Genomic DNA, 12,645 nt, shown 5'->3' on the forward strand with positions numbered 1-12,645 from the left:
CATTGCGCCGGCGGGCCTGAGGGCCCGGCCGGAGAGCGGGTGCGCACCTGTACCTTCGAGAGGGCAAGAAAAATGAGCAACCAAACACCAGGCTGGTGGCGCCGCACCGGTGTCGATCTGCGGCTGCTGTTGATGAGCGTGCTGCTGATTGCGATGGGCGTGGTCTTCAACGTGATGTCGGGCGGCGTATTTCTTTCGCCCGAAAACCTCTACAACGTGGCGCAGCAGACGGCCGTGGTGGGCATCGTGTCGACGGTGATGGTGCTGGTCATCGTCGCGCGCCACATCGATCTTTCGGTCGGCTCGGTCATGGGCTTCGTCGGCGTGCTGATCGCCTACCTGCAATACACCTCGGGCTGGTCATGGCCCACGGCATGCCTGGCAGGTCTTGCGGTGGCGCTGCTGGTCTCCATCTACCAGGGCTGGCTCACGGCCATGCTGGGCGTACCCTCGTTCGTGGTCACGCTGGGCGGCCTGATGTCTTTTCGCGGCGCGGCCTTCCTGGTGGCAGACGGCAAGACACAGCCCGTGAACGATGAATTCTTTCAGCGGCTCGGCGGCGGCTACGACGGTGGCATTGGCACCACCGCAACATGGGCCATTGCGGCCTTCGTCGCGCTGGTGCTGTTCGGCCGCATGCTGCAGAAGCGCCGTGCCCGCGCCCATCACGAAATGCCCAACGAACCGCTGTGGGTGGAGGTGCTGCTGACGGCGGTACCCGCGGCCGTGGTGTTCGTCTTTGCGGCAGTCATGAACAACTATCAGATCGCCTCGAAGGACGCTCCGCAGGGCCTGCCGATTCCGGTGCTCATATGGGCGGTGGTGGCAATCGTGCTGTCGTTCATCGTGCATCGCACGCGCTTCGGCCGCTATGTTTTCGCGATGGGCGGCAACCCCGATGCCGCGGCACTGGTGGGCATTCCGGTAAAGCGCGTCACGCTGATGCTGTTCGCATTGCTCGCGGTGCTGGTCACGGTGGCGGCCATCGTGTCGATTGCGCGCCTCAACGCCGGCACCAATTCGCTGGGCACCGGCATGGAGCTGTATGTGATTGCGGCGGCCGTCATCGGCGGCACCGCACTCGCGGGGGGCACCGGCTCGATCTTCGGATCGGTGCTGGGCGCGCTCATCATGCAGTCGCTCGACAGCGGCATGCTGCTGCTCGACGTACCCATCGGCAAGCGCATGGTCATCATCGGGCAGGTGCTGATCGTGGCGGTCGTGTTCGATGTGCTGTACCGGCGCAAGTTCGGGGAGAACTAGATGAACGCTGTAGACACCTCGAAACCATTGGTCGAGCTCAAGGAAATCCGCAAAGCCTTCGGCGGCGTAAAAGCCGTGGACGGCGTGAGCATCAACCTCTACCCCGGTGAAGTCGTCGCAGTGCTTGGCCACAACGGGGCAGGCAAGAGCACGCTCATGAAGATGCTCGCGGGCGCTTACCCCATCGATTCGGGCGACACGCTGATCGCGGGCGAAAAGGTCAACATCCGCACGCCCGCCGAGGCGCAGGCGCTGGGCATCGAGACCATCTACCAGACCCTCGCGCTTGCAGACAACCTCGACTCCGTGTCCAACCTTTTTCTCGGCCGCGAGAAGATGACGCGTTGGAACACGCTCGACGACCATTTCATGGAGGTGCAGGCGCGCAAGGTGTTCCAGCGCCTGAACAAGAACTTCACCAACATCCGCATTCCGGTGCGCCGCCTCTCCGGTGGACAGCGGCAGGTGGTGGCGATTTCGCGTGCGCTGTACTTCAATGCACGCATTCTCATCATGGACGAGCCCTGCGCCGCGCTCGGCCCTGAAGAAACCGCCATGGTCGGCGGGCTCGTGAAGCAGCTCAAGGCCGACGGCGTCGGCATTTTCCTCATCACCCACGACATGCCCGATGTGTTCTCGCTGAGCGACCGCGTCGCCGTCATGAAGAACGGCAAGCTCGTGGGCACCTACCGCACGGCCGACGTTACCGAAGACGAAGTGCTCGGCATGATCATCGCCGGCAAGCGCCCCGAAGGAAAAGAGCAGGCGCACAGGTGAACGTGGTGGTGTCGGTTTGTGCGCCGGGGGTTGCTCCATGACCATCGGCGACCAGCAACTGCTCAAGCGAATGAACCGCAGCGCCCTGCTGCGTTTGCTGCGCGCGCGGCCCGGCTTGTCGCGGGCGCGGTTGGCCAGCGAAAGCGGCCTTACCAAATCGACCGTGAGCCTGCTGGTGCGCGAGCTGCTCGACGAGGGCTGGCTCAGCGAAGCGGGTGCCACCGTTGCCGACGGCCTGGGGCGGCCCTCTACGCCGCTGCAGATCAACGTCGGCGTGCGCGCATTGATGGGCGTCGAGATTGCCGTCGAAACCGTGCGCCTCGTTTGCGTCTCGCTGCAGGGCGAGGTGCTGCATGCCGATACGCAAGCGCTGGCCGATGGCACGCCTGCGGGCGTTTGCGCGCAGGTCGCGCGCATGGCCGCGGCCGCGCATGCGCAACTGAAGGGCCTGGGACTGCGCCTGTCGAGCATCGGTGTCGGCGTGCCGGGTGCGGTGGACGATTGCACAGGCGTGGTCCGCTTTGCGCCCAACCTCGGCTGGCGCAACGTGAGCCTGTTGCCCGCGCTCGAAAAAGCCTTTGCTGCAGCAGGCCTGCCGGGCGTGACCGTGCAGTTGCAGAACGATGCCGATGCGGGCGCGCTCGGCGAATACGAATTCTTCGGCAGCGAAGGCGGAGACCCACTCATCTTTGTCAGTTGCGACGTGGGCGTGGGCGCCGGCGTGGTGCTGAACGACCGCCTGTTTACCGGCGCGCAAGGCATGGCCGGCGAGATCGGCCACACCATATTGCAGATCGAAGGGCCGCTGTGCTCGTGCGGCCGCCGCGGCTGCGCCGAGGCCTTCTTCGGCTCCCATGCACTGGAGCGCGAGGGGCCCGGCATGGCGCATGCGGCCGCCTTCCTCGGCGTGCTGCTGCAGAACCTGTGGGTCACCTTCGATCCGCGTGCAATTGTGCTCGGCGGCAAATCGTGCACCAACCATCCCGGCTTGCTGCAAGCGGCCTTCGCGGTGGTCAAGCGCCAGGCCGACGCAGCCGGCATGCCCGCACCCGACCTGCGCCTGGCGCGCTACGGCGAGCTTGCTGCCGCCGTGGGTGCTGCGGCGCTGGCGCTGCATGAATACCTGCGGCCGCTCCAGCCCGATGCGCGCACGCGCCGTGCCCGCGCCGCGCGCGAAGACCGAATACCTTCGAACTAAAGGCCGCCCTTCAAGGCGGCAATGCCACTGGCATTGCACGGCCACATGCGCAAACCGCCTACGCACGTCGGCGTCGCCTTGGCCTAGGTTCTGAACTTCGCAGTCTCCAGGAACCCGGGAACAACAAGGAGCTTCGTGCCATGCCTGACGCCGCCGCGCGCCTACGCGCGCCTTCTTCCACGCTGTTGACCGTTACCGCCGCCGTCATCGGCCTTGCGGGCCTGTCATTGGCTGCGGCGGGCGCATGGCTCGTCGTGCTCGGCGGCTCGTGGTACTACGTGGCCGCGGGGCTCGGACTCATCCTTGCCGCAGTGCTGCTGCCGCGCGGAGGCGGCACCGGCCTGTGGGTCTATGCGCTCGTCGTGGCCGCCACACTGGCATGGGCTCTGTGGGAGGTTGGGTTCAACTGGTGGCCGCTGGCGGCGCGCGGCGATGTGTTCTTCGTGATCGGCGTGTTCCTGCTCACGCCATGGGTCGCGCGCGCTCTCGTGCGCCGCAATGCCGCCGGCGTGGCAACCGCGCGCGGTTTCCTGGGGGTGGTGTTGGTGGCCTTCCTGTTGGCCGCAGTGGTCTCGTGGACCCGCGACCCGACGCGCGTGGAAGGCACCATGCCGGCACCCACGGCACCTGTTGCTGCTGCAGCAGCCGCGGCGCCGGCCAGCCCGCCGCCGCCCAGGCAAGACTGGACTGCCTACGGCGGCAACGGCATGGGCCAGCGCTACTCGGCACTCGACCAGATCACGCCGGCCAATGTCGGCCAGCTCCAGGAGGCATGGCACTTTCGCACCGGGGATGTGCGCGGCCAGAGCGGCGATCCCGAGGAGACGACCTTCGAGGTCACGCCGCTGAAAATCGGCGAACGGCTTTTTCTTTGCACGCCGCACCAGTCGGTGGTGGCGCTGAACGCGACCACCGGCGAGCAGCTGTGGCGCTACACGCCCGAGATTCGCCGCCCACTCGCACTGCAGCACCTGACCTGCCGCGGCCTCTCGTATGACCCGGGCACTGCGGTGCGGCCCGCAGCTGCTTCCACCGCCGCCCCGGCGCCCGCCGCACCCGCACCCGCACCCGCCGGTGGCGATTGCGACGCCAAGCTCTTCATGCCCACTGCGGACGGCCGTGTCATCGCGCTCAATCCCGAAAGCGGCAAGCCGTGCATGCGCTTCGGCGGCGGCACCGGGCAGATCGACCTGTGGAAGAACATGCCCAACGTGAAGCCCGGCTCGTACTACTCCACCTCTCCGGTGGTCGTGACGCGCTCGCTCATCATTGTTGGCGGCACCGTGCTGGACAACGTCTCGACCAAGGAAACCTCGGGCGTGATCCGCGCCTTCGACATCGACACCGGCGCGCTGGTGTGGAACTGGGACTCGGGCAACCCCGACGACACCGCGCCCATTGCGGCCGACCGCACGTACACCGCAAACTCGCCGAACAGCTGGTCGATCTCCAGCGTCGACGAGGCGCTGGGCATGGTCTACGTGCCCATCGGCAACCAGCCGCCCGACCAGTGGGGCGGCAAGCGCACCGAAGGCGCCGAGCGCTACTCGTCTTCCGTGGTGGCGCTCGACCTTGCCACCGGCCGCGTGCGCTGGAGCTTCCAGACCGTGCACCACGACCTGTGGGACTACGACGTTCCCTCGCAGCCCAGCCTCATCGATCTGCGTGTGGGCAACGAGACGGTGCCTGCGCTGGTGCAGCCCACCAAGCAGGGCGAGCTGTTCGTGCTCGACCGGCGCGATGGCAAGCCGGTGGTGAATGTGCATGAGCGGCCCGCACCGCAGGGCGCGGCCGAAGGCGATCACACCTCGCTCACGCAGCCGGTGTCGGACCTGTCGTTCGATCCGCCCGCGCTCACGCCGGCCGACATGTGGGGCGGCACCGTGTTCGACCAGCTCGCATGCCGCATCGCGTTCCACCGGCTGCGCTACGAGGGCCGCTACACACCGCCGTCGACCGAGGGCTCGCTCATCTACCCGGGCAATTTCGGCGTGTTCAACTGGGGCAGCGTCGCGGTCGATCCGCAGCGGCAAATGGCTTTCACCACGCCCGCCTCGCTGGCCTTCGTGTCCAAGCTCATTCCGCGCAAGGACGACACCTCGCTCTACGTGCAGGGCAAGGACCGGCCCAACGACAGCCTGCCCGCGCTCAACGAGAACTTCGGTGCGCCGTTTGCGGTGCAGCTCAGCGCCTTTACCTCGGTGCTGGGCCTGCCGTGCCAGGCGCCGCCCTGGGGCCATGTGGCGGGAGCAGACCTTCGCACCGGCAGGGTGGTGTGGAAGCACAAGAACGGCACCGTGCGCGACAGCTCGCCGTTGCCTCTGCCCTTTGCCATGGGCGTGCCCAGCCTCGGCGGGCCGGTCATGACGGCGGGCGGTGTGGCTTTCCTGTCGGGCACGCTCGACTACTACGTGCGCGGCTACGACGTTGCCAACGGCAGGGAACTCTGGCGCAGCCGCCTGCCTGCCGGCGGGCAGGCCACACCCATGACGTACACCGGCAGCGACGGACGCCAGTACGTGGTGGTGGTTGCCGGCGGCCACGGCTCGCTCGGCACGCGCACGGGCGACCATGTGATCGCCTACGCATTGCCCAAGCGCTGACTGAAGACCCGACTCAGCCCGCCATCGAAAGCGGGGCGCCTTTGCCGTCTTCTTCGCGCCAGCCGCGCAGCCGCCGGTACAGCGTGCCGCGCGACACGCCAAGCTGGCGGGCTGCTTGCGACACATTGCCGCCCTGTGCCGCAAGCGCCTCTTCGATCAGCTTGCGGTTGTACTCGCGCAGCGTTTCGCCGTGCGGCGTTTCTGCCGGCTGCTTTCGATGGGGCGCGGCGGGCTCGGCGTTGCCTTCTGCTGCAGGCTCCTTCGTCAACGCGGCAGGCTCGACAGGCAATACCGGCACGGTCTCACCCGGCATTGCCACCGCATGCCTGAAGTCCGCGCCGTCCGCTGCTTTCAGCCGCGCCTGCACCCATACGCCCAGGCCACTCGCCAGGCGGATCGGCTGGGCCGCTTCGCGCCGTCCCAGCCGCAGCAGGCTTGCCAGGTCGTGGCCCAGCATCGACTCGACATCGCGCTCGCCGGCGTCTTCGGGCAGGCGGCCGATCAGCCGCGCGCCGGCTCCGTTGAGCCAGGCAATGGTGCCGTCCGGTGCCACGCCGGCCAGCGCTTCCATTGGCGTGCCCAGCAGCGTGAGGCTGGCCTGGAAGCGCAAGATCAGGTGGTCGCGCGATTGCGCCTGCAGCAGCCGGTTCTCGATGATGGTCGCGTACAGCCCCACCATCGATGCCGCGTCAAAGCCGAAGCGCCGTGCTTCCATCGTGATGTCGAGCACACCGGCCAGCCGGCCCGTCACGTCGCGGATCGGCGCCGCGGCGCATTGCATCTGCGACAGCACATCGAAGTAGTGCTCCGCGCCGTCGACGGTGCAGGCCTGCCCGGTGGTCGCCACGATGCCCGGCGCCGTGGTGCCCACAATGCGCTCCGAAATGTTCACGCCCACGCGCGCCGTCTTGCGCAGCACCGGCTGGTGCGCGGCGGCGGGCTGCTGCGTTACATGCACCACCACGCCTTCGCCGTCGGTCAGGATCACGCGGCAATCGGTGCCCGCAAGGGCGCTTTCCATGCTCGCGAGTTCTTGCCGCGCTACCTCGAGCAGTTCGCGGTTGCGCGCCAGCGTGGCGTGCAGCCGGCTGGGCGTGACCGCATCGAAGGGCACGATGCGCTGCCTGTCGCTGTGCGTGCGGGTGCAGCGCAGCCACGACTGGAGCACCGCTTCGCCCACCAGCCCCGAAGGGCGCACGCCTTCCTCGAAGAACTGCTGCCGCGCAAGCGCCACGCGCTGCGCCGGCGTGGTTGAAAAGAGTTGGCGCGGCGCGTTGGCCTTGCCCAGCCTTTCGAAAGCCATGCTGTTCGCTGCTCCTCGAAGTGGGGAAATCGGAGGGGAATCGCTGACCCCTGCGAATGTGTTCCGCAATGGAACAGCGCCGGACTGGGGAAATCCCGAGGGTGAATGCCGGCCCGGTGCCAACGATCCTTGCGGCACAAAGGAGACTCACGATGAAAAAGATCCACTCCGGCTGGCTTCTGCTTGCCGGCGCATTGCTGGGCATGGGCGCGCCGGCGGCCGTCGCGCAGGGTTCCGCAGCCCCGCAAGACCGCGCGGGCGCCTCCATCAAGCGGGTGAACGGCGATTTCATCCGCGCCAACGCGGCGCAAAAGAAAACGCCCGACTGGCCCAGCTACGGCCTCGACTACGCCGAGTCGCGCTTCAGCAAGCTCGACCAGGTGAACGCCGGCAATGTGAAGCAGCTCGGCCTGGTGTGGTCGTACAACCTGGAGTCCACGCGCGGCGTCGAAGCCACGCCGCTGGTGGTGGATGGGGTCATGTACGTCACGGCTTCGTGGAGCGTGGTTCACGCCATCGACACGCGCACGGGGCAGAAGCTCTGGACCTTCGATCCGCAGGTCGACAAGTCGAAAGGCTTCAGGGGCTGCTGCGACGTGGTGAACCGCGGCGTTGCACTGTACGAGGGCAAGGTCTACGTGGCCGCCTACGACGGGCGGCTCATCGCGCTCGATGCGGCCACGGGCCAGAAGGTCTGGGAAAAGAACACCATCGAAGGGCAGAAGGGCTCCTACACCATCACCGGTGCGCCGCGCGTCTTCAAGGGCAAGGTCATCATCGGCAACGGGGGCGCCGAGTACGGCGTGCGCGGCTACGTCACGGCCTACGACGCGGCAACGGGCGATCAGAAGTGGCGCTGGTTCACCGTGCCCGGCGATCCGTCCAAGCCTTTCGAAGACGAGTCGATGGCGCGCGCGGCCAAGACCTGGGACCCCAGCGGCAAATACTGGGAGGCCGGGGGCGGCGGCACCGCGTGGGACACCTTCGCGTTCGATCCCGAGCTCAACCTGATGTATGTGGGCACCGGCAACGGCTCGCCCTGGGCGCACAGCAAGCGCAGCCCCAAGGGCGGAGACAACCTCTACCTCAGCTCGGTGGTGGCCCTCAACCCCGACACCGGCAAGTACGTGTGGCACTACCAGGAGACGCCCGGCGACAACTGGGACTACACCTCCACCCAGCCGATGATCCTGGCCAACATCCAGATCGGCGGCAAGCCGCGCAAGGTCATCCTGCATGCACCGAAGAACGGCTTCTTCTTTGTCATCGACCGCACCAATGGCAAGTTCATCTCGGCCAGGAATTTTGTCGAGGTGAACTGGGCCACCGGCTACGACACCAACGGCCGCCCCATCGAGATTGCCGCCGCGCGCCAGAACGAGAAGCCCGGCGACAGCATTCCAGGGCCCTTCGGCGCGCACAACTGGCACCCGATGTCGTTCAACCCGCAGACCGGCCTTGCCTACGTGCCCGCGCAGCACGTGCCGCTCAACCTCATGGACGACAAGGACTGGAAGTTCGACCAGAACGCCCCCGGCCGCCCGCATGCGGCGCTGGGCTGGAACACAGCCATGTTCGCCAACGCCGAGCCGCCCAAGAGCAAGCCCTTCGGCCGCCTGGTGGCCTGGGACCCGGTGGCGCAGAAGGAGGCCTGGGGCGTCGACTACGCCTCGCCATGGAACGGCGGCACGCTCACCACCGCGGGCAACCTGGTGTTCCAGGGCACGGCGGACGGGCGCCTGTTGGCCTACAACGCCAGGACCGGCGAGAAGCTCTGGGAAACGCCCACGGGCACCGGCGTGGTCGCTGCGCCGTCGACGTACATGGTCGACGGCAAGCAGTACGTGTCGGTTGCGGTGGGCTGGGGCGGCGTGTACGGGCTTGCGCAGCGCGCCACCGAAAAGCAGGGCCCGGGCACGGTGTACACCTTTGCGGTGGGCGGCACCGCCAAGATGCCCGACTTCGTGCAGTACCGCATGAGCAAGCTGGTCGAAGGCGTGAAGTACGACCCCGCCAAGGTGCAGGCCGGCACCATGCTCTACGTGAGCAACTGCGTGTTCTGCCACGGCGTGCCGGGTGTGGACCGCGGCGGCAACATTCCGAACCTCGGCTACATGGATGCGGCGTACATCGAGAACCTCGACAAGTTCATCCTCAAGGGCCCGGCCATGGCGCGCGGCATGCCCGACTTCACGGGCAAGCTGTCGGGCGACGACATCGAGAGCATCAAGGCGTTCATCCAGGGCACTGCGGACGCGATACGGCCCAAGTAGCGCACGGCAGCAGCGCTGCCTCAGCGGCCGCCGTACCAATAGAGGGTGCCGGCCGCCCAGGTGGTTTTCGGATAGTTGGCGTGGAGGGCCTGCAGGCCCTTGCGCGACCAGTCGCCGACTGTCTTGTCCTGGCAGGTATAGCGCGCCATCTTCACTGAAACCGAGAGCGCCTGCGGCACCAGCGGATCGTTGCGGTTGCGCTGCATGAGCGCGAGGCTTTCCTGCGTGAAGTAGACCGAATCGGGCGGCGTGAGGCGCAGCTTTTTTACCAGCCTGGCCTGCTGATCGCGTTCGTCCTTCGGCAAGAACGCGGGCGGCTCCAGATCCGCGGCGCTGGCAGCCTCGGCGCCGAGCGGGCGGCACCACTTGCCGTAGCTGTTGATGGCGGGGCTCGAGTCGTCACCCGCCTCGCGCCCGGGCAACAGCGGTGCGGGCCGCACGCTCCAGCCGGCGCCAGGCCAGTGCGGAGCGGCGAGCACTTCGGTGGTGCTGGCCATGCGTTCGAGCAGCAGTCTTTTCCATGCAGCCGTGTCGGTGTCCGGCAGCGCGGCCGATCGGCGCAGCCCGGCAAGCGGGTCGGCGCCCTTTGCGGGCGGCCGCGGCGCCGATGCGACGCGCAGGCCAGCCGCGCTGCGCGCCAGTGCGTAGTCTTCGGCCAGCACTGCGCGCGTCCACGCAGTTTCGAGCAGCGCGTCGCGAAGCGCAGGCGAAAGGCCCGCGTCGGCGGACAGGCGAAGCCACATCGGCAACGGTGCGCGCAAGTTCAGAAAGCGGATCACGTCGTCGTCGAAGGCAGTGGCCAGCGGCGGGCGGCCTGTGTTCGGGGCAGCCGTCCGGGCCTCCATGGCCTCGGGGTCTCGGCGCGCGACCACGGGGCGAATGGCGAGGCGCCGCCACTCTTCTTCCGAAGCGGCCGTGGGCAGCAGCAGCGCCTTCACGAGGTTATGCCCCGAGAGGCTGTGCGCGATGAGCGGCGAATCGGCCGCACCGGCCATCGCCGAGCGCACTTCCTGATAGCGGCCCTGCCCGAACAGGCGCTGCGCGCGCAGCTGTGTGGCCGCGAAGCGCGCAGGATGATTCTCGGGCACGGCTGCCAGCGCGGCTTGCAGTTCGGCTTCCCGCGTATCGCCCGGCGCGGCCGCAGGCGAAGAAGGCACCAGGCTTGCCGCGGCCATCAGCCAGGCCAGGTTGCGGGTGCGCTGGTACTTGTCCCAGCTCACGGTTTCGCGCCATTTGCCGGACGGCGCGCTGCCGTCGCCGTGGCTTTCGAAATTGCGCACCACGCTGAGCCACTGCACAAGATCCGCGCCATGCGCCGGCCCGATGTATGAGCAGCCCATGAACGCGCAGTTGCGGAACTCGTGGTTCAGCAACAGCAGCCTTGCGGCTGCCACGTCGGGCGGGCCCATGGCCGCGAGCCCGTCTGCCAGGCGCTGCACGCGCGTGCCGGGCGTGAGATAGCGAATGCGCAGTGCCTCGGCAAGCCGGTGCACCGACGGATGCAGCGCCTTCAGCCGCGGGTTCTTCAGCAGCGGTTGCGCAATGGCATCGACTTCACGCGTGAGCTCGGCCTGCTGCTTCAAGGCTTCGGGGCTTTCCGCTCCCGCGGCGTCGCGCTCCGATGCAGAGGGCTCACCGCCAGGATGCCTTCGCGCCAGAACGCGCAGCCGCATGTAGGCCGAGAGGTCGCGCCACGCGCTGGTCTTGTCGGCCGCGATGTCCGCGAATGCGGCGTCGGCGCCGTCGAGGTCGCCTGCATAGAAGCGCTGCGCGGCCATCTGGTAGGCGTTGTCGGCCTGGAGCCATGCGGGTGCGCTGGCGGGCAGCGCGGGCGCGGTGGCGGCCTTCTCGTCGCAAGTGCTGAACACCGCATCTTGCATTTGCAGCCAATGCAGCACGTGGGGCACCGCGGCCTTGTCGGCGGCCGTGCGTTCGATGCGCTGGGCCAGCGTCCTGGCGGCGTTGCGGAAGGCATCGCCATAGAAGCAGTTGGGGCTGGCCTGCAGGCTTTCGGCGTTCCATTGCGGCTGCTGCTGTGATGGCGCGGTCGCTGCATCGGAGGCCGGGAGCGGACGCCCCAGCGCGGCGTAGGCACTGCTGCGCGCCTTCTGCCATTCGGCCACGCCCTTGTCGGTCTCGTCCATGCCGCCGTCTTCGCGGGGCAGCTTTTCGAGCAACTCCGAAAAAACGCGCACCGCCTCGGGTGAAAAGGCCTGGCCGTGCAGGCGCCAATACCAGAGCACCTGGTAGGGCACGAGGTAGCTGGTGTAGTAGCCCGCAGGCCGTTCGACGAATTCGCGCACCGGTTGATCGGGCCGGTTGGTCGCGAAGAACAGGTCTTCGGGTTCGTAGCCGCCGCTGGCGTGCGCCGCAACGCCGCCGAGCAGGCTCGCTAGGGCGAGCAGCCCCGCGCCGATGCGCATCGTGTTTCTGGAGAAAGTCATCCTGGCGTGTTCCTCATTGCCTTGGCTGGTCTGGTGGAGGTGTCGCTGATCCGTCCGAAGTCTTCGCGCTTCCACGTGACGGCATGAAACACGTAGCGCCGGCGCAGTCCGTTCAGCCTGGGCCAGCTCTCGCCAAGCAGCAGGCCCGCCGCGCCCCTGCAAGCCGGCACTGAGGCCGAGCCGCTTGCAGCAAGGCGCTGGTTGATGCGCGCGGATTCGGCGCCCATGCGAAAGTACATCGGCACCACTTCGTCGAGCAGTTCGGCCGGGAGCCATGGATCGCCCATGCACCACGAGGCAAGCGCCGTGGCCGAGAGCCGCACGCTGCCGCGCAGCGGCTGCAGGCGCCGCAGCAGCGCAACGTAGGCGCTGCGCTGGCTGCGGCGGGCCTCGAAGTCGAGCTGCACCCAGCCCGAGCGGTTGTGCCTGGCGGCATGTTCAACGGCCGCGGCAATCGCGCCCTGCTGCGCCTCGTTGACCGGTGAGGGCGCGAGGTTGTCGAACGCGACGTGCACCACCGGAACCGCAATGATGCCAGGTGCAAGGCGCAGCGGCCACTGGCGCCAGGCCGTGCGGCTTTGCTCGCCGCTCAGCTGCACGGTGGCATGCAGGTAGGCCACGCCGATGCCATCGGGCAGCGAATCGAAGCGTTGCGGCCGGTCCCACATCCAGAGCAGCGTCTGGGGCTCTTGCATCGGCCGCGACAGCGCCGCGGCGCCATGCGTCAGGAGGGCAAGAAAAGCCAGCACCGGCAGCGTGCCGTGAAAACGCATGAAAGGGGTCG

At 67.8% G+C, this 12,645-nt stretch carries 8 protein-coding genes; 5 read left to right on the forward strand and 3 right to left on the reverse strand.

The features are described 5' to 3' along the window. Positions 1-72: 72 nt before the first annotated feature. The 4 genes from J2X67_RS16060 (at position 73) to J2X67_RS16075 (ending at position 5,841) form a co-directional block, all read left to right on the forward strand. Positions 73-1,263 (forward strand): ABC transporter permease subunit, encoded by a 1,191-nt coding sequence (locus J2X67_RS16060; protein ID WP_309954265.1) that lies wholly within the window; start codon positions 73-75, stop codon positions 1,261-1,263. After that, positions 1,264-2,040, forward strand: a complete 777-nt coding sequence (locus J2X67_RS16065; protein WP_309954266.1) for an ATP-binding cassette domain-containing protein — start codon at positions 1,264-1,266, stop codon at positions 2,038-2,040. Between the two features lie 37 nt (positions 2,041-2,077). Beyond that, positions 2,078-3,238, forward strand: a complete 1,161-nt coding sequence (locus tag J2X67_RS16070; protein ID WP_309954267.1) for an ROK family transcriptional regulator — start codon at positions 2,078-2,080, stop codon at positions 3,236-3,238. A gap of 140 nt (positions 3,239-3,378) precedes the next feature. Next, on the forward strand, positions 3,379-5,841 hold the full coding sequence (locus J2X67_RS16075) for a membrane-bound PQQ-dependent dehydrogenase, glucose/quinate/shikimate family (protein WP_309954268.1): 2,463 nt from the start codon (positions 3,379-3,381) through the stop codon (positions 5,839-5,841). Between the two features lie 13 nt (positions 5,842-5,854). Here J2X67_RS16075 and J2X67_RS16080 read toward each other — a convergent pair whose 3' ends face one another. Further along, a complete protein-coding gene (locus J2X67_RS16080) occupies positions 5,855-7,144 on the reverse strand; it encodes a helix-turn-helix domain-containing protein (protein WP_309954270.1) in 1,290 nt (429 codons plus the stop codon). 152 nt (positions 7,145-7,296) lie between these two features. Here J2X67_RS16080 and J2X67_RS16085 point away from each other — a divergent pair, with 152 nt between their 5' ends. Beyond that, positions 7,297-9,417: a PQQ-dependent dehydrogenase, methanol/ethanol family gene (locus J2X67_RS16085; RefSeq protein ID WP_309954271.1), complete on the forward strand. Its 2,121-nt coding sequence runs from the start codon at positions 7,297-7,299 to the stop codon at positions 9,415-9,417. A 20-nt stretch (positions 9,418-9,437) separates the two neighbouring features. Here J2X67_RS16085 and J2X67_RS16090 read toward each other — a convergent pair whose 3' ends face one another. Beyond that, positions 9,438-11,861 carry a hypothetical protein gene (locus tag J2X67_RS16090; RefSeq protein WP_309954272.1) on the reverse strand — a complete coding sequence of 808 codons (2,424 nt, stop codon included), beginning with the start codon at positions 11,859-11,861 and terminating at the stop codon, positions 9,438-9,440. Continuing rightward, positions 11,858-12,634, reverse strand: a complete 777-nt coding sequence (locus tag J2X67_RS16095) for a hypothetical protein (RefSeq protein WP_309954274.1) — start codon at positions 12,632-12,634, stop codon at positions 11,858-11,860. Before J2X67_RS16095 ends, J2X67_RS16090 begins: the two co-directional genes overlap by 4 nt. Positions 12,635-12,645 lie beyond the last annotated feature (11 nt).

Source organism: Variovorax sp. 3319 (genome assembly GCF_031456585.1).
In the GTDB taxonomy this organism is placed as follows: Bacteria; Pseudomonadota; Gammaproteobacteria; order Burkholderiales; family Burkholderiaceae_C; genus Variovorax; species Variovorax paradoxus_P.

What these genes read in the sequence shown, in the direction of transcription:
- J2X67_RS16060 (WP_309954265.1), top strand. Translation starts at nt 73, where the DNA reads ATGAGCAACCAAACACCAGGCTGGTGGCGCCGCACCGGTGTCGATCTG.
- J2X67_RS16065 (WP_309954266.1), top strand. Translation starts at nt 1,264, where the DNA reads ATGAACGCTGTAGACACCTCGAAACCATTGGTCGAGCTCAAGGAAATC.
- J2X67_RS16070 (WP_309954267.1), top strand. Translation starts at nt 2,078, where the DNA reads ATGACCATCGGCGACCAGCAACTGCTCAAGCGAATGAACCGCAGCGCC.
- J2X67_RS16075 (WP_309954268.1), top strand. Translation starts at nt 3,379, where the DNA reads ATGCCTGACGCCGCCGCGCGCCTACGCGCGCCTTCTTCCACGCTGTTG.
- J2X67_RS16080 (WP_309954270.1), bottom strand. Translation starts at nt 7,144, where the DNA reads ATGGCTTTCGAAAGGCTGGGCAAGGCCAACGCGCCGCGCCAACTCTTT.
- J2X67_RS16085 (WP_309954271.1), top strand. Translation starts at nt 7,297, where the DNA reads ATGAAAAAGATCCACTCCGGCTGGCTTCTGCTTGCCGGCGCATTGCTG.
- J2X67_RS16090 (WP_309954272.1), bottom strand. Translation starts at nt 11,861, where the DNA reads ATGACTTTCTCCAGAAACACGATGCGCATCGGCGCGGGGCTGCTCGCC.
- J2X67_RS16095 (WP_309954274.1), bottom strand. Translation starts at nt 12,634, where the DNA reads ATGCGTTTTCACGGCACGCTGCCGGTGCTGGCTTTTCTTGCCCTCCTG.